This window comes from Methylosinus sp. RM1 (assembly GCF_011378635.1).
GTDB lineage: Bacteria > Pseudomonadota > Alphaproteobacteria > Rhizobiales > Beijerinckiaceae > Methylosinus > Methylosinus sporium.
In genome coordinates, this window is record NZ_WOVC01000002.1 from 139,557 (window position 1) to 158,731 (window position 19,175).

The following is a 19,175-nucleotide window of genomic DNA, read 5'->3' on the forward strand; positions in this document are numbered from 1 at the left end:
GATCGAACGGAATCGTTCGATCGTTCGGCGGTGGCGGCGGCCGGATCAATTCGGCGCGAATCGGCGCCGTTGTATGGCGCTGCGGAGCGGATTATGCGACTGCGGCAGAGAAAGACAGAGCGGCGAAACGGCATGAGCGGCCCGCGCATATTGATCGTCGACGACGAACCGCAAATGTTGCGCGTGCTGCGGCCCGCGCTCGCCGCCAGCGGCTATGAGACGCTGGAGGCCGCGACCGGACGTGAGGCGCTGAAGGCGATCGCCGCCCATGCCCCGGACGCGGTTCTGCTCGATCTCGGCCTGCCGGATATGGACGGCAAGGAGGTTCTGCGCCGGGCGCGCGCCTTTTCACAGGTTCCGATCATCATTCTCTCGGCGCGCGAGCGCGAGGCGGAGAAGATCGCGGCGCTGGACGCCGGCGCCGACGATTATGTGGAAAAGCCCTTTTCGATCGGCGAATTGCTGGCGCGTTTGAGGGCCGCGTTGCGTCATGGCGGGAAAACCGCGGCCGAGGCGAGCGAGATAGAAAGCGGCGGGCTGCGCATCGATCTCGGCCGACGCCTCGTGACCCGCAACGGCGTCGTCGTGAAGCTGACGCCCAAGGAATATGAGCTGTTGGCGACGCTCTCGCGCCATGCCGACCGCTTGCTCACCCATCGGCAGATATTGACGGCGGTATGGGGCCCCGCCCATGGCGAAGACACGCAATATTTGCGTGTCTTCATCGGCCAATTGCGCGCCAAGATCGAAGAAGACGCCGCGGCGCCGAAAATCCTCGTGACCGAGCCCGGAGTCGGCTATCGTTTCGTGCGGCTATGACAGCGAAAGCTCAACGCGTCTTGCGGCAGACGACGCGCAGCGCCTTGCCCTCGGCGAGCCCGCCGTGGGATTCGACCGAGACGTAACGGCAGCGGTCTTCCGCGTGCTCGGCGAAGACGGCCGGCTCGGCGATCGGTGCAGCATTGCGCGACAGCAGCGCCTTGGTCCCGGCGAGGGCGACGGTCGCGCCGAGAATGACGAAGGCGATCTTCACGGCGGAAGCGGTCTCGACGGGGCGCGACGCGAATTCGGTGACGGCGAAGGTCATTTGTCTCATCCTCGGAAGGCGCGTGTCCGGGCGGCTCGCCCAGCGCATGAGGGGGTTTTACGACGGCCGAGGCCCGGCGTTTGTGCGCGAGGACACAGAGCGCCGATCAAAACGCCTTGCGGCAGATCCAGCGCGTGACATGGCCGCGCACGCCATAGCCTTCGTCGATCTCGACCACGACGCGGCGACAGACGTCCTGCGTCGCCTCGGCGTCGGCGAGAGCGACGGATTCGGCGATCGGCGCGACGGGCGCGCTCGGGAGAATGGGGGCGGCGACGCTCCGCGCCGTGAAAGCCTTGGCGCCGGCGAGCGCGACAGTGGCGCCGAGAATGACGAAGGCCATCCGCATGGCGGCGGCGGTCTGCACAGGGCGCGAAGCGAGTTCCGAAACGGCGAAGGTCATTGTCTCTACTCCCCCAGCGTCGCGGGCTTCATGCCCGTCGAACGATGCTGTTTCTAAGGGAGCGGCGGCTGCGTGTTTGTGCGTAGGCGCACAGGGGAGAAAATCCTGTCAGTCGCGCACGACGGCGCCGCCGATGAGACGGTCGTAATAGGCGTCGGCTCCGCGCGCCATGTCGATCGCGGCCCAGAGAAAGGCGAGCGCGACGGGCGCCGCGACCGTCGCATAGGCCTCGAAAAACTGCGAGAGATCGAGCCGCTCCCATAAGGCCGAAGGGCGGCAGCGTGGCGATCCAGGCGTCGAAAGCGACGCCGGGCGCGAGGGGAGCGAACATAGCCGCATAGCGAATGACGAGGCGACGCCGGTCGAGGATCGCCACATCCTTGGCGATGAGGCGCAGCCCGGTGAGGCGTCGCCCCAATGTGCGGCCGCCGTCGCGCTCGAAAAAAATGCGCATGGCCGCGAAGAGCGGCAGGATGAAGAGCGACAGATCGAGAATGGCGCCCGCGCGTCCGCTGGCGTCGAGGGGGATGGTGACCGCTTCTTCCCGCATGACAGCGTCGATGCGCGTCCGGCGGCCGATCTTGGCGGATCGCGAATAGGGCGCGCCGAAGAGGCTCGCGGCGCATTCGGTCACGAAATCGACTCGAAAGCTCTGCGGGATCGCCAAGCCGAGGGGCGGCGCGGCGCGCGACTGGCATAGCGTCGAGCCGAAACCGGAGGACGCCCGAATATGGCCGTCGGTCAGCCAAAAGCCGGCGACGCCGGCGAGCTGCAGCAGGAAGGCGACGAGCGTCATGTCGATCGTGAAGGCGATCATCCGACGAAAAATTCCGCCGCGCAGCAATCCATCGTCTCGGATGGAGAACATGAAAGGACCTTGGACGAAATAGACGCAAAGACGAGGGCGACAGTCAGCGATCCGCTTGCGAGCGGATCGGATTGTTCGCGCCCCACACCGGCGATCGATCGCCGTCGAAAGGCGCGAGATTGAGACAATAGCGAGCGATGATTACGCCGTCACCCCGAGTGACGACATGCTTGACGGAACGAATTGTGTAACGCTTCGGCGCCGTTGCGGAGCCGGGCGGATCGTTCGGATCGAGGCGCGGCCAGCCTTCGTCGTCGAAACGCTCGCCGACCGCGACCGATGGAAACGGGCTCGCCGCGCGCAGTATCGCTATTGGGCGATGCTCGCCCGATATGTCGCAGAGCCCGAGGCGATATTCGATACGGTCCATTACCCCCCGACCACCGTCGTGATCACCTGCCCCTCGCGGGCGAGCGTGATCTTCCAATAATAATGGCGGTTGATCGTCGCTCGCTCGAGGTCGCGCGTCGTTCCGATCTTCTCGTCATTGACGACGAGAATCACGTCGCCCTTTTGCAGATTGAGCTGCGCGGCGACCGATTGCGGATCGATCTCCGCCACCACGACGCCATTGGCCGCGCCCTGCACGGAGAATTCCTCGAGCACGGCGGGCGAGATATTGACGACCGTCGCGCCGGCGAAGGGCGAAGGGCCTTTCACCTTCACCGCGTCGCGCGCGGGGACTTCCGGGGCGGCGGAGAGCCTCAGAGGCACGGCGATGGTCTTGCCGGCGCGCAGCACGCCGAGCGTCGCCTGTCCGCCGAGCGGCTTGGTGGCGAGGCGATAGCCGACCGCCTCCGGATCGTCCGCCGATTGTCCGTCGACGGCGACGATGACGTCGCCGCGCTTCAAGCCGGCCTCCAGCGCCGGGCCCTTGGGGTAGAGATCGGCGATCAGCGCGCCGGCGGGGCGCTCGAGGCCGAGGCTGTCGGAAATCTCCTTGGAGAGATTTTGCAGCGTCGCGCCCAGCCACGGGCGCTTGACCTGCTTGCCGCCGCCCTTGGCCGCCGCCACGACGATCTTGACCATATTGACGGGGATGGCGAAGCCGATGCCGACGGAGCCGCCCGATTTGGAGAAGATCGCCGAATTTATGCCGATGACGCGTCCGCTCATATCGACGAGAGGGCCGCCGGAATTGCCGGGATTGATGGAGGCGTCGGTCTGGATGAAGAAGCCATAGTCGGAAATGCCGACCTGCGTGCGCGCCAGCGCCGAGACGATGCCCTGCGTCACCGTCTGCCCGACGCCGAAAGGATTGCCGATGGCGAGGACGAGGTCGCCGACCTCGAGCGCGTCCGAATCGCCGAGCTCCATCATCGGATAGGTCGCGGCCTCGGTCAGCTTCAGCACGGCGAGATCGGTGCGCGGATCGCGCAGCAGGATTTTTGCCGGTATCTCGCGCTTGTCGGAGAGCGAGACCTTCACGTCGGTCATGCCCTCTATCACGTGATTATTGGTGACGACGAGGCCGGAGGCGTCGACGATGACGCCGGAGCCGAGCGATTGCGCCGTCGGCCCGCGCTGGCCGCCGCCGCCCTCGCCGAAGAAGCGGCGGAAGATCGGATCGTCGAAGAAAGGATTGGCGGGCCGCTGCTCGACGCGCGTCGCGAAGACATTGACGACGGCGGGCGTCGCCCGTTTCACGATGGGCGCGAAGGACAAGATCACATCGGCGCGCGACTGCGGCAGGGCGCGCTCCTGCTGGGGCGCGAGCAGGGCCTCCGCCTGCGCCGCCGGGGCGGCGAGCGCGAGCATGGCGAGAGCCGCAAGGAATTGGCGCCGAAGAAAAATCATCGATCGTCCTCTCGGGGTGAGATTCGTCGGGGTGAGATTCGTTCCCGCATATTAGCCCGAAAAGCGTCAGACTCGTGGAATTCGCATGAGCGCGTAGGGGCGGGTGAAGAATTCGAACGTCGTCCGCGCCACAGGCTTGCGCGGCTCGGGCTTCTCTATTACCGGATGCGGCCCTTTCGATTCGATCGAAAGCGGCTGGTTCTTTTATTTTTTGCGCGGAGCCGAAGCGGCGAAAGGCTCGCAAATGATGAAAAGCGTTCCGAAATTCATTCTGGAGGCGGTAGGGCCGCGGCTTCTCGGCCTCACTGTCGCGACAACTGCGCTCACGGCGCTCGGCGCTTTGTTCCAGGCGGTGGCGCCGCTGGCGCTCGGCCGCGCGGTCGATCTCTTCAGCCACGCCGACGCCGCTGGCTCGACGCTCGCGGTCTGCCTCTATGTGGGGCTGCTCGGCGCGGCGCGGCTGGCGCCGACGATCGCGACGCCCTTCACAATGTCGGTCGAGCGGCGGCTCGTCCATGCGATCTCGAGCAAAGTCTATGCGCATGCGCTCGATCTGCCATATGCGTATCATCTGACGCGCAAGACCGGCGAGCTCGGCCGCACCATTTCGGAAGGCGTCAACGCCTGCCGTCATTTGCTCTCCATGGTCTCCGGCCTTCTGCCGATGGCGATCGAGATAGTCGCGGCCGCCGGCGTCCTGTCGCATCTCTTCGACGCTTCCATGCTCGCGGCCTATACGGCTTTCGTCGCGCTCTATGCGGCGACTTTCGCGATCTCGGCGAAGGGGTACAGGGAAACGGCGCTGCTGGCGCTGGAGCAGGACGGCAAGGCCTCCAATCTCTTCATCGAAAGCCTGCTGAATTTCGAGACCGTGAAGGCTTTCGTCGCCGAGCGCGCCGTGATGGCGCGGCTCCGCGATCTCTTCGACCAAGCCGAGGGGGGATGGTTGCGCCATTCCGCGCAAGGCGCGCGAAACCAGATCGCGCTGACGGTCGTCTTCACTTTGTCGTTCGGCGGCATATTCGCTCTCGCCGTGAAGCGGCTCGTGACGAGCGGCGGCCCGCCGAGCGATCTGCTGCTCGTCGCGCTCTATCTCACGCAAGTCGTCCGGCCGATCGAGCATTTCACGCTCGTTTGGCGTGAGGTCATCCGCAGCGGCGCTCAGGTCGAGCGTATGCTCGCCATTCTGACGGAGAAGACCGAGGCCGAGCTTTCACCCGGCGGCGAGGCGCTGCCCGGCGAGGGACCGCTGTCGGTCGGTGTCGAAGGGCTGCTCTATTCGCATCATCCGGATCATCCGACGCTGCGCAAGGTGAGTTTCGTCATTCCGCCCGGACGAACGCTCGCGGTCGTCGGGCCTAGCGGCGGTGGGAAGTCGACGCTCGCGCGGCTACTGTTCCGCTTCCACGAGCCGCAGCGCGGCGCGATCCGCTTCGACGGCGTCCCTATCGAGGATCTGGATCTCCGCGCCTTGCGCGGCGCTCTCGCTCTGGTGCCGCAGGATTGCGTGCTGTTCAATGAAACGCTCGTCGACAACATCCGCTTCGCGCGGCCGGAGGCGACGCGCGAGGAGATAGAGGCGGCGATGAGCGCGGCCGGATTGGACGACGTCGTCGGGCGCCTGCCGCAGGGCGAGAACACCATCGTCGGAGAGCGCGGGCTGCGGCTCTCGGGCGGCGAGAAGCAGCGCGTCGCCATCGCGCGTGCGCTGTTGAAGCGTCCTCGGCTTCTCGTCCTCGACGAGGCAACCTCTGCGCTGGACACGCGCACCGAGCGGCTCATTCAAGAGCGGATCGCCGATGTGGCCCGAGGCGTGACGCGCTTCGTCGTGGCGCATCGTTTATCGACCGTGGTCGAGGCCGACGAGATCATCGTGCTCGAGGAGGGCGCTATCGTCGAGCGCGGCTCGCATGACGCTCTGCTCGCCGCCGATGGTTGCTATGCGAAAATGTGGGCGGCGCAGCGTCGCGAGGATGCGGAGGCGGCTCTGGAGCCGGCGTGACGCGGACTGCGATCACCGGGCGCGCGCGAGATAAAGGGTGTGGCGGGGATCGCCTTCGGCGCCGCGCGCGGCGATCTCCTCGGCGCGGAAGGAAAAGCGCGTCTCCTCGAGCCGCTCCTCGAAGCGCGGCGACGGATCGGCGGACCAGACGGCGAGCACGCCGGAAGGGGCGAGGGCGCGGCGCATCTTGCGCAGGCCGCGCGCGGAAAAGAGCGAGGAGTTGATGTCGCAGAGCACCACCTCCGGGCCATTGTCTATGTCGAGGAGGATGGCGTCATAGGCGCCCGCTTCCGCCTCCATCAGCACGGCGACGTCGCCCTCCCGCAATTGGACGCGGGCGTCCTCCAGCGGCCGGCCGGCCAGCGGCGCGAGGGGGCCGCGGTTCCAGGCGATGATCTCGGGGAGCAGCTCGGCGACGATGATGCGCGCATCTCTCGGCGCGGCGTCGAGCGCGGCGCGCAGGGTGAAGCCCATGCCGAGGCCGCCGACCAGAATGCGCGGCGTGGCGGCGCGCGTCTCGGCGAGGGCGAGACGAGCCAGCGCCTCCTCCGAGCGATGGGCTCGGTTGGACATGAGATCATAGCCGTTGCAGCGGATTTCATAGACGCCGCCGCGCTGGCGCAGCAGCAGCTCATCGCCCGCGGCGGTGCGGGCGCGGGCGAGTTCGTCCCAGGGCTCGAGGATCACGCCGTCGCGTCCGGCGGGCGGCCGACGCGGCCGAGATGCGTGTCGCCGAAGGCGGTTCCATATTTGAAACCGAAGCCGAGCATTCGGTCGAAGCCGATATGCGCGAGGTGAATCAGCGCGATCGAGATCATCAGCCCCTGGCCGAGATAGACGCCGGCGCCGAGCACGGCGAAGGGGATGATGGTCGTATGAGCGGTGTTATAGGCGATGGCGCCGATGCGCGGACCGGCGAGATAGAAAGCCATCGACAGATCGGGGAAAAGGAACAGCCAGGCCAACAGGCGCCAATCGGCGCCGAGGCCGAAATAAGCGAAAAGGGCGGCCGCCATCAGCGCCGCCCCTTCTAATCTCAACAGAATTTTCGGCCAACCGAGAACGCTTCCGCTCGCGGGGCCGGGGAGCATCGGCGTTACGCCGCTTCTTCCGTCGCCGTCTGGACGGGGCTGGAATCCTGGCCCTTGGCGTCCACGTCGCGGTCGACGAATTCGATCACGGCGAGCGGGGCGTTGTCGCCATAGCGGAAGCCGGCCTTCAGCACGCGCGTGTAGCCGCCATTGCGCTCCTTGTAGCGCGGGCCGAGCACGTCGAAGAGCTTTTTGACCAGATCGACGTCGCGCAGGCGGGAGATGGCCTGACGGCGGGCGTGGAGGTCGCCGCGCTTGCCGAGCGTCACCAGCTTCTCGACGATGGGGCGAAGATCCTTGGCCTTGGGCAGAGTCGTGACGATCTGCTCATGCTTGATGAGCGCCTGGGCCATGTTGACGAACATCGCCTGACGATGCTCGTGGGTGCGGCCGAAGCGGCGCTTCTTGTTACGATGATACATTTGGCGTCTCCGTTATTTTAGCGGCCGCCGTGCCAAGGAACGGCCGTTCCATTATTCCCTCTCCCGCTTTGCGGGAGAGGGTGGCCCCGCGGAGCGGGGTCGGGTGAGGGCCCTCATCCGTCGCGCATTCGCGCGACACCTTCTCCCGCACGCGGGAAAAGGGAGAGGGCGGATCAATAATGTTCTTCGAATCTCTTGGCGAGATCGTCGATGTTCTCCGGCGGCCAGCCGGGCACTTCCATGCCGAGGTGCAGGCCCATTTGCGCCAGCACTTCCTTGATCTCGTTCAAGGATTTGCGGCCGAAGTTCGGGGTGCGGAGCATTTCCGCCTCCGACTTCTGGATGAGGTCGCCGATATAGACGATATTGTCGTTCTTCAGGCAGTTGGCCGAGCGCACCGAGAGCTCGAGCTCGTCCACCTTCTTCAGCAGCGCCGGGTTGAAGGCGAGCTGCGGGATGGACGGGGCGGCCTCCTCGCGGCGCGGCTCCTCGAAGTTCACGAACACCGACAGCTGATCCTGCAGAATGCGCGCCGCATAGGCGAGCGCGTCTTCCGGCGAGATGGCGCCATTGGTCTCGATCGTCAGCGTCAGCTTGTCCTTGTCGAGCTCCTGGCCCTCGCGGGTGTTCTCGACGCGATAGCTCACCTTCTTGACCGGCGAATAGAGGCTGTCGATCGGGATGAGGCCGATCGGCGCGTCCTCGGCGCGGTTGCGGTCGGCCGGCACATAGCCCTTGCCGGTCGCGATGGTGAACTCCACGCGGAACTCGGCGCCCTCGTCCAGCGTGCAGATGACGAGATCGGGATTGAGAATCTGCAGATCGCCGGTGGCCTGGATGTCGCCGGCCGTGACGGGGCCCGGACCCAGTTTTTTCAGCGTCAGGCGCTTCACGCCCTCGCCGCTGTATTTGATGGCGATGTCCTTGATGTTGAGGACGATGTCGGTGACGTCCTCGCGCACGCCGGGGATCGACGAGAATTCGTGCAGCACGCCGTCGATATGGATCGAGGTGATCGCCGCGCCCTGCAAGGAGGAGAGCAGAATGCGACGCAGCGCATTGCCCAACGTCAAGCCGAAGCCGCGCTCGAGCGGCGAAGCGACGGCCACCGCGATGCGGCGCGGATCGTAACCCGCCGTCACCTCGAGCTTGCTGGGCTTGATGAGTTCCTGCCAGTTCTTCTGGATGCTCACTGTGGCGCCTTTCCTTCAGCTCTCGGCCGGATCCCGCGCGCCTGCGGCGCGAGACCCCGTCGCAATTCGTCTCGATGAAACAGGTCTCGTCAGACGCGGCGGCGCTTGCGCGGGCGGCAGCCATTGTGCGGAATTGGCGTCACGTCGCGGATCGAGGTCACGGTGAAGCCCGCGGCTTGCAGCGCGCGCAGCGCCGACTCACGACCGGAGCCCGGCCCGGAAACCTCGACCTCGAGGGTGCGCACGCCATGCTCGCCGGCCTTGCGGGCCGCGTCCTCGGCGGCCATCTGCGCGGCGTAGGGCGTCGATTTGCGCGAGCCCTTGAAGCCCATCGTGCCGGCGGACGACCAGGACACGGTGTTGCCCTGCGCGTCGGTGATGGTGATCATCGTGTTGTTGAACGTCGAATTCACATGCGCGACGCCGGAAACGATGTTCTTGCGCTCCCTGCGGCGAACGCGGGTGGTCTCTTTTGCCATAGTCTCTTTCTCGTCCTTCGAACGCGCCCGTAATGCCGGGCGCTAGGGCTCGATGAGGGCGCAAGCGCTCGTCGCTCCGCGCCCAGGTGATCGTCGCGGGAGAGCCCGCGACACGTAAGCCTGATTACTTCTTCTTGCCGGCGATCGGCTTCGCCTTGCCCTTGCGGGTGCGGGCGTTGGTGTGGGTGCGCTGGCCGCGCACCGGCAGCTGGCGACGATGGCGCAGGCCGCGATAGCAGCCGAGGTCCATCAGGCGCTTGATGTTGATCGCTACTTCGCGGCGAAGATCGCCTTCGACCAGATAGTCGCGGTCGATCGTCTCGCGGATCTGCAGCACTTCGGCGTCGGTCAGCTGGGCGACGCGACGCTCGGCCGGGATGTTCACCTTCTCGATGATCTCCTGCGCCTTTTTCGGCCCGATTCCATGGATATACTGCAGAGCGATGACGACGCGCTTATTGGTCGGAATGTTGACGCCGGCTATACGGGCCATTTTCTCGTCTCTCCATGTGAGGTCGAACTCGAGGTTCGCCGATCAGACCCGCGTCCGGTGGAGGCCGGCCCCTGCGGGCTTTTTATACGACGACGGCTCCGTTCCCGCCGAGGAACGGAGCGCATCGCCGAAGTGGTGAAGGTGGGCTTCCTAGGCGAAAGCCGTCGACCCGTCAAGGCGTCCGCCCCGCAGGTCGATCACTTTTCCTCGCTATATTCCTCGAGCTCCAGCCACATGGCGTTGATGACGCCGAAGGCGCAGGCGAGGCCGAGGCCGAGAATCCAGGAAAAATACCACATGGCGATCTCCTATGCGCGATGGGGAAGCTGCGCTCAATACGGATAATTGTCCTTGTCGCCGACGCTCGCCTGCGACACCGGCCCGCGCAGGACGCGATATATCCAGGCCGTATAGGCGAGGACGATGGGCAGGAAGACGACGACCGCCGCCAGCATCAGCGTCAATGTGCGCTGGCTGGACGAGGCGTCCCAGAGCGTCAGGCCGTGATTGGGCTCGATCGAAGACGGCAGCACGAAGGGGAACAGAGTGAAGCCCGCCGTGGCGATGACGCCCGCCGTCGCCAGGCTCGAGCCGATGAAGGCGATCAGCGGCGCCGAGAAGGCCAGCGCCAGCACGGCGACCAGCGCGCCGAAATAGACGGCGGCCGGGGCGGCGAGCGTCCACGGCCGCGCCTCATAGGCGGCCCGCCAGGCGCCGGCCTCATGAGCGACGGTTTTCGCGAGCGGGTTGGAGGGGGCGAACGGATCGACGGCGCTGGTCAGCACATAGCCCTCGATATTTTCGGAGCCCCAATAGCCGGCATAGGTGAAGGCGGCCAGCAGCGCGATCGCCGCCAGAAGGCCGCCGAGCTTGGCGCGAAATGCGAGCTGGCCCTGCGTCTTGCTCGCGAGCCAGCACGCGCCCTGCAGCGTGATCATCGCGAGGCTGACGACTCCGGCGAGCAGGGCGAAGGGGGTGAGCAGGCCGAAGAGATCGCCCTCATAGACGATGTTCATCTGATCGTCGAAGCGGAAGGGCGCGCCGAGCAAGACATTGCCGAAGGCGACGCCGAACAGCAGCGCCGGCACGAAGCCGGAGACGAAGAATATCCAGTCCCAGGCGCGTCGCCAGCCATGCGTCTCCACCTTGCTGCGATAGACGATCGCCGCCGGCCGCAGAATGAGGCCCAGCAGGACGAGGAACATCGCCAGATAGAAGCCCGAGAAGGAGACGGCGTAGAGCGCCGGAAAGGCGGCGAAGATCGCGCCGCCGCCGAGGATCAGCCAGACCTGATTGCCCTCCCACACCGGGCCGATGGCGTTGAGCGTCTGCCGGCGCTCGGAGTCGGTACGCGCGACGAAGGGGTGGAGGACGGCGGCGCCGAGATCGAAGCCGTCGGCGATCGCAAATCCGATGAGCAGCGTTCCGAGCAGGGCCCACCAGACGAGCCGCAGAATTCCATAATCGATCATGTCGGGAATCTCCTCGATGAGGCAGGCGTTCAAAAGCTCGCGCTCCCACCTCCCCCTCGAGGGGGGAGGTCGACCGCCGAAGGCGGGCGGGAGGGGGGTGACGCCCCGAGTTTCGGGCCTTACCCCACCCCGGACCGCCTATGGCGGTCCGACCCTCCCCTGGAGGGGAGGGGGAAGCGCGTCACGCGATTTGGAAGGGCCGCTCCGGCGCCTCTTTCGGGAAGGTCTCGATCGTCGGGCCGAGGCGGATGTATTTCAGCATCAGCCAGACTTCGACGATGGCCAGCGCGCTGTAGAACAGCACGAAGCCGCCGAGGCTCAGCAGAACATTATAGGCCGGCACATTGGACGCGCCGAGGAAGGTCGGCAGCACGCTGTCGATGATCCAGGGCTGGCGGCCATATTCGGCGACGATCCAGCCGAGCTCGGCCGCGATCCAGGGCAGAGGCAGGCTGTAGAAGGCGAGCTTCAAGAGCCAGGGATTGTCTCTGAGCCGCCGCCGGCTGGCGACGAGGAAGGCCGCGGCGAACAGGAAGATGAAATAAAATCCCAGCGCCACCATGATGCGGAAGGCAAAGAACAGCACCGGCACATTGGGAATGGTGGTGAGCGCCGCTTCACGCACCTGCGCGTCGGTGGCGTTCTCGATGTCTGGCCGGATCTGCTTCAAGAGCAGCGAATGGCCGAGGTCCTTGAAGGCGGGCAGCAGCTCGTCGGGAATGGGAGCGTTCGGCCCGTCGGGACGCGCGGAAAGCCATTCATAGGCGGGCATTCCGGCGCGAATGCGCGTTTGCGATTTCTCGACCAGCGATTTTATGCCCTCGACGGGCGTATCCAGCGAGCGCGTCGCGATCAGGCCGAGGAGATAGGGCGCCTCGACCTTCAAATGCGTCGTCTGCTCCTTGACGTCGGGAATGCCGAAAATGGTGAAGGAGGCCGGCGGCGGCTCCGTCTCCCACATGGCCTCGATGGCGGCGATTTTCATTTTCTGGTTGAAGCTCGCCGTATAGCCGCTCTCGTCGCCGAGCACGACGACGGAGAGCGCCGAGGCGAGGCCGAAGCTCGCCGCTACATTGGCCGAGCGCCGCGCGATCTCGCGATGCTCGCGCTTGTAGAGCAGGTAATAGGCCGAGATGGACAGCACGAACATGGCGCCGGTCACATAGCCGGCGCTGACGGTGTGCACGAATTTCGATTGCGCGACGGGGTTGAAGAACACTTCTGCAAAGGAGGTCAGCTCCATGCGCAAAGTCTGCGGATTGAACGCCGCCCCGACCGGATTGAGCATCCAGCTATTGGCGATGAGAATCCACAGCGCCGAGAAATTGGCGCCGATGGCGACCAGCCAGGTGACGGCGAGATGCGCCACTTTGCTCAGCCGGTTCCAGCCGAAGAAGAACAGGCCGACGAAGGACGCCTCGAGGAAGAAGGCCATCAACCCTTCGATCGCCAGCGGCGCGCCGAAAATATCGCCGACATAATGCGAGTAGTAGGACCAGTTGGTTCCGAACTGGAACTCCATGGTGATGCCGGTGGCGACGCCCATCGCGAAATTGATGCCGAACAGCGTGCCCCAGAATTTGACCGCGTCGCGCCATATGGTGCGGCCGGTCATCACGAAGACGCTCTCCATTATGGCGAGGAGGATCGACAGTCCGAGCGTCAGCGGCACGAAGAGGAAGTGGTAGAGGGCGGTCAGCGCGAATTGCAGTCGTGAAAGCGTCACCACGTCGAGTTCGAACATCATGCGCTCCTGAAAGAAGGATCAGCCGCGGTCTCGAGCGAAGAGCTTCTCCGCCACGGCGGCCGGCGACATATGCGGCCGCTGCGAAGGGGGGAAGAAAAGGACATAGAGCAGGGCCAGGGCCGCGACCTTGAGAGCGATGGCGACGGCGATTTCTCGCCCGAGCCGATGCGTCGCCGAATTGGCCGACATGCGTTTCTCCCCGCCCGAAGCGCCGGGCCGCCGGACACACTATCCCCGAACGGCCTCGCCTTCATGACCGGAAACTCCCTAAAGCCCCTAGGTGGTCGCCGAAGGCTCCGGTCTCGCTATAAAAAGCACAGGACCGCCGCGATTCGAAGGTTCGAACTGTCGCTGCGCGGTTTTGTCGCCGCTGGCGCGGACGGCGGTCTTGGACAGTTCCCTGACAAATCCCGCCGCCATCTTCCTTGACTTTGGCCGGCGCGTGCCTTATTCGGCGCCTCTCGCTAGCGCAATGCGTTGCGCCGCGCTCGCGGGGGAGTAGCTCAGTTGGTTAGAGCGCCGGCCTGTCACGCCGGAGGTCGCGGGTTCGAGCCCCGTCTCTCTCGCCATTTCGAATCCGTCGTCCTCATAGCGTCGTGGCCATGGCCCGAGTTCGTCGATTGATCCTGGCCGGGCCTGCGCCTATTCTATGAGCATGACCTCGTCGGCGATAACCTTCGATCGTCTCGCCTATATCGATCGGCTGAAAGAGGCCGCCTTCGACGATAAGCAGGCGCCGCGCAGGCCGATGCGCTGGACGCGGCGCTGCGCGATTCCGTCGCCACCAAAGCGGACCTCGAAGAGCTGGCCGGCGAGCTGCGCACGGAAATGGCCGATCTGAAGGTCGATAGTCTCCGCTGGCTGGTCGTCACGCAGATCGTGCTCGGCGGCGTCATTCTCGCCGCCGTCAAATTCGTGAAGTGAGCGGCGGTCTCTCCCTTCGGCTCCCCAGCAAGCCTGCGCGCGCAATCGCCCCGATAAGGCCGGCCCGGGTCGCGGAAAAAGCCGAAATGGCCCATGCCCCGCCCCTCGGCGCGCCATCCGGGAAATGCGCGCGCATTGCGCGCGGTCGATCTCCAGCGCCTCGGAGTCCGGCCGGGATCGAGAATGCAAGGGCGGTTTCCGCGTCTTTTCGAGCCGCTCAGGCCGGCGCGCTGGTCAGCAGAGCGTCCAGGGTCGCGCATTCCTCCGCAGTCAGGGAGAAGTCGAATATCGCCAGATCGTCGCGCATATGCTCTTGCGAGGACGTCCCGGTGAGGCACAGAATGTTTTGCTGCGTCAGGAAGCGGAAGAAAATCTGCGCCCGGCCGCGCCCATATTTTTCGGCGAGAGCGACGAGCTCCGGCTTCGCCAGCGTTTCGGGATTGGCGGTGAGCGTCCAAAAGCTCTGGTAGAAAATCTCGTGCTTTGCGCAGAAAGCGCGAATCTCGCGGTCATAGCCGGTCTTGGCGTAGAAGCGGTTCTGGATCACGGCGGGCTTCACCCGCGCCTTCTTCCACAGCATCTTCAGCCGCGCAGGCTCGTAGCAATTGCTGACGCCCAATTGGCGCACGCCGCCCTGCGCCGCCAGGCTCTCCATCGCGCGCCAGGCTTCCAGAGTGTCCTTGTCCTCGGGGTAGGGGGAGTGCAGCACCAATCCGTCGAGGCGATCCACGCGCAGATTGCGCAGCGAGACCTCGAAGGATTGCCGCACCTGCTCGCCGATCGGAGCGGAGGCGTCATAGGGGATGTTCTCGGGGTCCTGCCCGCCGAAGGGCGTGAATTTGGTCTGCAGATAAATATCCGCGCGGGCGAGCCCGGCGCCGAACGCCGCCGCCAGACCTTCGCCGACGCCCGGCTCATTGTAATGCTTGGGCTGGCAGGCGGTGTCGATCCCACGAAAGCCGGTCCGCAGCGCTTCTTCCACCAGAGCGGCGGTGCGCTCCTTCTTCCAGGCCGTCCCATAGATGACGCGGGGCATGACGACCCCAAAGGGCGAGACGATCCGGCTCGGATCCTCGCCGCGCGGCTCGGCGCTCATTTTGGGGCTTCCTCTTTCTCAGGCTCCGGCGAAAACCGTCAGCACGCCAGTATAGCCGTAGAGATGATGGCGGGCGATCTCGCCGCCGGCGAAAAAGCCGATCAAGGGCGTCTCGCCTCCCAGCGCCTCGTGAACCATGCGGAATTCGGCGTTGGGCTCGCCGAAATGCGGGCCGCCTCGCCCCGAGCAGCTGATATAGAGCGCGCCTCTCATGCCGCCGGCCGCCTCCGCCTGGGCGCGCACTTCCGCGACGATGCGCAGCAGATCATGCTTGGCCGCCTCGGCGTTGCGCTTGCAGAAGGCGAGCCGCATTCCGTCCTTTATCTGCTCGGCGATCATCAGCAGCCCGCCCTTGCGGCCGACGCCGACAATGTGCCGCACTTCCGTATTGGCGCCGAACTGGCCGGGCTTGGCGGAGACGTCCTCGCCAGTGGCGACGATTCCGGCCAGAGTCTGCGCCAGCTCGAGGCGCAGCGCGGCGTCGTCTATGTCGAGCGTATGGCCCATATCCTCGAGCACGCAGTCGAGCGCGCGCTTTTCGTCCAGAGTCACGAGGTAATTGCCCTGCGCGCGTGTGACCGTGCGCAGCGGGCCGATCGGCTGGCAGCCTTGGGTGACGCGCGAGAACACGGTCGCCTGCGGTCCGAAGGCGACGCCGGTGAGGCCGCCGGGCAGCACATCGTCGGCGAAGCACAGAGCCTTGTTGCGCGCCGAGGAGAGGCCGCCGAACAAATAGCCGGTGGCGAGCCTGGCGCTGGCGGCTTCGAGCTCGGCCTGAAGATCGGGGGTTCCGCCGCTGGCGTGGACGAGCGCCGTGAAGGGCTCGAAACCCTTTGCGGCGCCGTCGAGCTGCGCCGGCGCCGAGAACAGCTCGAAGGAGCCGGCGGGAAGATCTGCCAGCATGATTGCGAGGCCCGGCGCGTCGAAATATTCCACCGCCTCGGCGCCGACGCCGACTCCGACCGTCCCCACCCAACGCACGCCGGGCAGGCGTGCGCGCAGCGCCGACAAAATATCGTTCGCGGCCTGGGTGAAATAATCGGTGAGATAGCACCAGCCGAGATTGGGCGCGGGCGCGTCCGCGAGCCGCCGCTCGATCTGCTCGAGGCAGGAGGCCAAGGCGCTCTTCCAGTCGGCGTCGCCGGCATGGGCGTAAATGAACTTGCTCATGGTCTCGTTCCCCGCGTTCCGACGCGGGTAGCAACGACCGTGCCGCTCGCCGTGTGCATGAGCGCCAAGGTCGCTGGAGCGCTCCAGGGCGGCCGAGCCGGGCGGGAGAATGGTTCAGAAGCAGGTCGTTCAGAAGCAGCCTTGGGCCTTCAGCTGAACGAGCCAAGCGTCGCATTCCGAGCCGCGGCGGCGGCGCTCATGCGGCCTGTGGCCCCACTCGCGCTCATAGGGCCCGCGGCCCCACTCGTCCTCATATTCGTGACGGCGCCGCTCCCGCGCACGCTCGCGCCGCACGCAATCATTGTAATTGTTCTGCATGGCGAAACACAGCGGCACATTGGGCCCGGCGAAGGCCGCCTTCGGCGCGAGGCCGCCGAGGAAGGAGACGGTCCCGGCCACAAGCAGGAAGAGGAGAGAGGTGCGCGCCATTTTCGAAAAGCCTTTCTGTTGGATAGCTTCTAGCAGATTTGCGCGCGCCGAAACAGCGCCGCGTCGTCCGCGGCGAATTGCGGCGCCCGGACGTCGCGACCATGCGCCTTCGTTCGATCATTGCGAAAGGATTGCAAACTCAATTGATCTGAGCCAGTCTTGCGGCGTCGCATTCGTCGATTGTCGGAAATTGCTAGTGCCGAGCATGAGGATTCGTCGGGGGTTGCAGGAGCCTCACGACTTATGAGCGCAGCCGCCGTCGCCGGGCTCCGCGCTCTTTGGAGTCGTTTTATCCGATGTCGCGAATTCGCCATGCGTCGGCCGATCGGTTTCGGCGCGACGCTCGCGGCGATCGTGGCGCTGGCGCGTTTCGCATTGGAGGCGACGATCGGAACGCAAGTGGCGTCGGCGTCTGGTAGTGTCTCAGTTTGAATTTTTATGCGGCCCGCCGAGAAGGGCGAGCCGCGTGTTTTGTTAAACCGCCTTTCGATTGCGGGCGGCGTGATCTCGATCGATAGGACGGCGAATCGCTCGATTAGAATTCGCCATTGGACTCTTCGGCAGAGCGGCCTTTGGCGGGGTCGCGTTTGGAAGAAGCGATGGAAGATATGCGAGCGCTGCCCGGTCACGCGATTTGAAATACGCCGCTGCGTATTCTGGTATCCATACCGTGTCGACGAACTCGATATAAAGCGGCAGCATTGATACCGGGTACTGCTTGGCATCCCCCTCCCATTCTGGGGTTGTATGGACATAGTAGCGAACAAGACTTACTAAATTTGGGTGATGTTTTTTGAGCCAATCACTGAAAACGCGGCCAACACTATTGTCAGGTCTTAGCTCCCTTCCATCAGGTGCGCGGTCCGCCATTACATGGCCGAGCATCTCCATCCTGCCATGAAGCCGGATTGCAAGCTCAGATATTACGGAAAAATACCCGGCAGAGGTCCGATCCCAATTCTGGTTGAAGCGCCGGATGAACGCGGGAACGCCGCCGCGATAGCCCCCTGTCTTTCGAATCGACGGGAGGACTTCCGCCGTCACCCACTTCTTGAATCTCTTCGCGTCTGGCTTGTCGGAACGAATGATTAAGGAGTATAGGCCTGACTCATTGATTATGTTCATTTTTCTAGCGCCGCCACGGACGCCAGATTGACCCTCGGTTAGTTCGAGGGTCATTTTTTCGTCGTCATCGAGCCTCGCGGCAGCATCAGACGGATTCTTAATCCCCAGAGAACGGCATACATCAGCAAGAACAAACCATGGCTCACCATTCCGATCGACGACGCGGAACTCGTCATGCCTCTCGTCCTCGAATATCTGCATTACGTATTGCATAACTTTCCTTTGGATTGCGACCTTTCTGCGCTAGCGTCCGCCATCCGTTTCGGCATACGGTTCCTCTTGTCTAGGGAGGAGCGGGCCTCTAGGCTCGGTCTCAGTTTCGGGCGCTGGCGGGAATCGTCAGCGCCCTTTTCTTTGCCGAAGTATTGAAGCTATCGCTGGCACTCGCCGGTGTCTATTGCTAACGCCTATGACCCCACATGTTTTGGGGATATATTCATATAAACATGCTGTTATATGATGCACGAAGAGCCCGGCCGTCCTCACTCTTCGGATTTTTGAACCTTCTTATAGGGGCCGCGCTTCCCCGGCTTCGGCGCATCCGCGTCCATCGCCTCGACGATTTGTTCCCACGTCATGACGGTATCGCACACGCCCGCCGCCATGGCGGGGGTAACGCGAAGCGTCTTGTGGATGCGCAGCCAGTTATACCAAACGGCGTAGATCGCAACCATGTGCGCGTGATTTTCAAACTTCTTGCTGAACGCATTCGTCAGGCGCGTGAAGCGGCGGTTGTGCATCCGCATAGTGAGGTTCTGGCGCTCGACATAGGAGGTCGACACGTGCGCCATATCCGGCTTGCCTTCGATCTTCGTTTTCTTGATCCCCGTGCAATCGGCAGGCGAATAGCGGCCCTTCGCGCTCTCTGGCGTTGAGCCATAAAGCTTGATGAGCATAGCGTAATCGATATCGGCACCGAACGCGCCTTCGACGGCTTCCAGATAGGCCTTGTGGCCGTCTGACGTGAGTTGGACGCGGTTCGCCAGCCGAGCGGCCAAGTCATCGATAAACCACTTGGCGCATTCGCCATCGCGGCCGCCGACGAAGTGCGAGATCAGTAGCTTGGTATCGGCTTCGATCGCGGTCCACGTCCAAGTGTCGCCAGCGCCATCAACCGGCGCTTTCATGCCGGCGACATTCTTCTCCTTTGCGGCAGTGAAAGACCAAATCTCGTCCACCTGAACCTTGCTCGCCTTCACGCCGCGAACCTTGGCGTCGTGGAAGCCCGCACAGAAGCGGCCAGCGTCCACCAGAAGCTTCGACACGGTGTTGATGCTCGTATCCGTCAGACGGGAGACAGATCGCATCGAGGCCCCCTCGCAGAGCATCGCGAGGATTTGGGCGCGGGTTTTGGTGTCGAGCTTGTTCATAGGCATT

22 protein-coding genes and 1 tRNA gene are annotated in these 19,175 nt (G+C 64.6%); 3 read left to right on the plus strand and 20 right to left on the minus strand.

What is annotated here, in order from left to right; all coding sequences use genetic code 11:
• Window positions 1-132 precede the first annotated feature (132 nt).
• Window positions 133-819, plus strand: a complete 687-nt coding sequence (locus FMZ75_RS01980; protein ID WP_108915638.1) for a response regulator — start codon at window positions 133-135, stop codon at window positions 817-819.
• Between the two features lie 10 nt (window positions 820-829).
• Here FMZ75_RS01980 and FMZ75_RS01985 read toward each other — a convergent pair whose 3' ends face one another.
• The 5 genes from FMZ75_RS01985 to FMZ75_RS02005 all read right to left on the minus strand — a co-directional run bounded on the left by FMZ75_RS01985 (window position 830) and on the right by FMZ75_RS02005 (window position 4,155).
• Window positions 830-1,087, minus strand: a complete 258-nt coding sequence (locus tag FMZ75_RS01985; RefSeq protein WP_166141120.1) for a hypothetical protein — start codon at window positions 1,085-1,087, stop codon at window positions 830-832.
• Between the two features lie 106 nt (window positions 1,088-1,193).
• Complete coding sequence (locus tag FMZ75_RS01990) at window positions 1,194-1,490, minus strand: hypothetical protein (protein WP_142864214.1); 297 nt, start codon at window positions 1,488-1,490, stop codon at window positions 1,194-1,196.
• A 28-nt stretch (window positions 1,491-1,518) separates the two neighbouring features.
• Window positions 1,519-2,358, minus strand: coding sequence for an RDD family protein (locus FMZ75_RS01995; protein ID WP_166141121.1), 840 nt, complete (start codon window positions 2,356-2,358; stop codon window positions 1,519-1,521).
• A gap of 43 nt (window positions 2,359-2,401) precedes the next feature.
• On the minus strand, window positions 2,402-2,728 hold the full coding sequence (locus FMZ75_RS02000; RefSeq protein WP_166141122.1) for a hypothetical protein: 327 nt from the start codon (window positions 2,726-2,728) through the stop codon (window positions 2,402-2,404).
• Window positions 2,728-4,155, minus strand: a complete 1,428-nt coding sequence (locus FMZ75_RS02005; protein ID WP_166141123.1) for a Do family serine endopeptidase — start codon at window positions 4,153-4,155, stop codon at window positions 2,728-2,730. Before FMZ75_RS02005 ends, FMZ75_RS02000 begins: the two co-directional genes overlap by 1 nt.
• Window positions 4,156-4,399: 244 nt before the next feature.
• Here FMZ75_RS02005 and FMZ75_RS02010 point away from each other — a divergent pair, with 244 nt between their 5' ends.
• Window positions 4,400-6,157, plus strand: a complete 1,758-nt coding sequence (locus FMZ75_RS02010; RefSeq protein WP_166141124.1) for an ABC transporter ATP-binding protein — start codon at window positions 4,400-4,402, stop codon at window positions 6,155-6,157.
• A gap of 12 nt (window positions 6,158-6,169) precedes the next feature.
• On the opposite strand, the gene FMZ75_RS02015 is transcribed toward FMZ75_RS02010, so the two are convergent.
• The 10 genes from FMZ75_RS02015 to cydP form a co-directional block, all read right to left on the minus strand.
• Complete coding sequence (locus FMZ75_RS02015; protein WP_166141125.1) at window positions 6,170-6,844, minus strand: hypothetical protein; 675 nt, start codon at window positions 6,842-6,844, stop codon at window positions 6,170-6,172.
• Window positions 6,841-7,248 carry a DUF4260 domain-containing protein gene (locus tag FMZ75_RS02020; RefSeq protein ID WP_166141126.1) on the minus strand — a complete coding sequence of 136 codons (408 nt, stop codon included), beginning with the start codon at window positions 7,246-7,248 and terminating at the stop codon, window positions 6,841-6,843. The genes FMZ75_RS02015 and FMZ75_RS02020 overlap by 4 nt, the downstream gene beginning before the upstream one ends.
• Before the next feature lie 5 nt (window positions 7,249-7,253).
• On the minus strand, window positions 7,254-7,670 hold the full coding sequence (gene rplQ, locus FMZ75_RS02025) for a 50S ribosomal protein L17 (protein ID WP_166141127.1): 417 nt from the start codon (window positions 7,668-7,670) through the stop codon (window positions 7,254-7,256).
• Between the two features lie 173 nt (window positions 7,671-7,843).
• Window positions 7,844-8,863, minus strand: coding sequence for a DNA-directed RNA polymerase subunit alpha (locus FMZ75_RS02030; protein ID WP_108915574.1), 1,020 nt, complete (start codon window positions 8,861-8,863; stop codon window positions 7,844-7,846).
• A gap of 89 nt (window positions 8,864-8,952) precedes the next feature.
• Window positions 8,953-9,342 (minus strand): 30S ribosomal protein S11, encoded by a 390-nt coding sequence (rpsK, locus tag FMZ75_RS02035; protein ID WP_018267194.1) that lies wholly within the window; start codon window positions 9,340-9,342, stop codon window positions 8,953-8,955.
• Window positions 9,343-9,466: 124 nt separating this feature from the next.
• Window positions 9,467-9,835, minus strand: coding sequence for a 30S ribosomal protein S13 (gene rpsM, locus FMZ75_RS02040; RefSeq protein ID WP_018267193.1), 369 nt, complete (start codon window positions 9,833-9,835; stop codon window positions 9,467-9,469).
• A 197-nt stretch (window positions 9,836-10,032) separates the two neighbouring features.
• Window positions 10,033-10,134 carry a cytochrome bd-I oxidase subunit CydX gene (gene cydX, locus FMZ75_RS02045; RefSeq protein ID WP_024878255.1) on the minus strand — a complete coding sequence of 34 codons (102 nt, stop codon included), beginning with the start codon at window positions 10,132-10,134 and terminating at the stop codon, window positions 10,033-10,035.
• 33 nt (window positions 10,135-10,167) lie between these two features.
• Window positions 10,168-11,307, minus strand: a complete 1,140-nt coding sequence (cydB, locus tag FMZ75_RS02050; RefSeq protein WP_166141128.1) for a cytochrome d ubiquinol oxidase subunit II — start codon at window positions 11,305-11,307, stop codon at window positions 10,168-10,170.
• 181 nt (window positions 11,308-11,488) lie between these two features.
• On the minus strand, window positions 11,489-13,051 hold the full coding sequence (locus FMZ75_RS02055) for a cytochrome ubiquinol oxidase subunit I (RefSeq protein ID WP_108915815.1): 1,563 nt from the start codon (window positions 13,049-13,051) through the stop codon (window positions 11,489-11,491).
• Between the two features lie 21 nt (window positions 13,052-13,072).
• Window positions 13,073-13,243, minus strand: a complete 171-nt coding sequence (gene cydP / locus FMZ75_RS02060; RefSeq protein WP_166141129.1) for a cytochrome oxidase putative small subunit CydP — start codon at window positions 13,241-13,243, stop codon at window positions 13,073-13,075.
• Between the two features lie 303 nt (window positions 13,244-13,546).
• On the opposite strand from cydP, the gene FMZ75_RS02065 reads away from it, so the two are divergent.
• Window positions 13,547-13,623 (plus strand) — tRNA-Asp (locus FMZ75_RS02065).
• Window positions 13,624-14,195: 572 nt separating this feature from the next.
• Here the strand turns inward: FMZ75_RS02065 and FMZ75_RS02075 are convergent.
• The 5 genes from FMZ75_RS02075 to FMZ75_RS02095 form a co-directional block, all read right to left on the minus strand.
• Window positions 14,196-15,074 (minus strand): aldo/keto reductase, encoded by an 879-nt coding sequence (locus FMZ75_RS02075; protein WP_166141130.1) that lies wholly within the window; start codon window positions 15,072-15,074, stop codon window positions 14,196-14,198.
• Window positions 15,075-15,092: 18 nt separating this feature from the next.
• Entirely contained in the window at window positions 15,093-16,244 is a 1,152-nt protein-coding gene (locus tag FMZ75_RS02080; protein ID WP_142864614.1) for an FIST N-terminal domain-containing protein, read from the minus strand.
• 129 nt (window positions 16,245-16,373) lie between these two features.
• A complete protein-coding gene (locus FMZ75_RS02085; protein WP_142864615.1) occupies window positions 16,374-16,673 on the minus strand; it encodes a hypothetical protein in 300 nt (99 codons plus the stop codon).
• A 474-nt stretch (window positions 16,674-17,147) separates the two neighbouring features.
• Window positions 17,148-18,011, minus strand: a complete 864-nt coding sequence (locus FMZ75_RS02090; RefSeq protein ID WP_166141131.1) for a Bro-N domain-containing protein — start codon at window positions 18,009-18,011, stop codon at window positions 17,148-17,150.
• A 269-nt stretch (window positions 18,012-18,280) separates the two neighbouring features.
• On the minus strand, window positions 18,281-19,168 hold the full coding sequence (locus FMZ75_RS02095; protein ID WP_166141132.1) for an IS1 family transposase: 888 nt from the start codon (window positions 19,166-19,168) through the stop codon (window positions 18,281-18,283).
• Window positions 19,169-19,175: the final 7 nt, after the last annotated feature.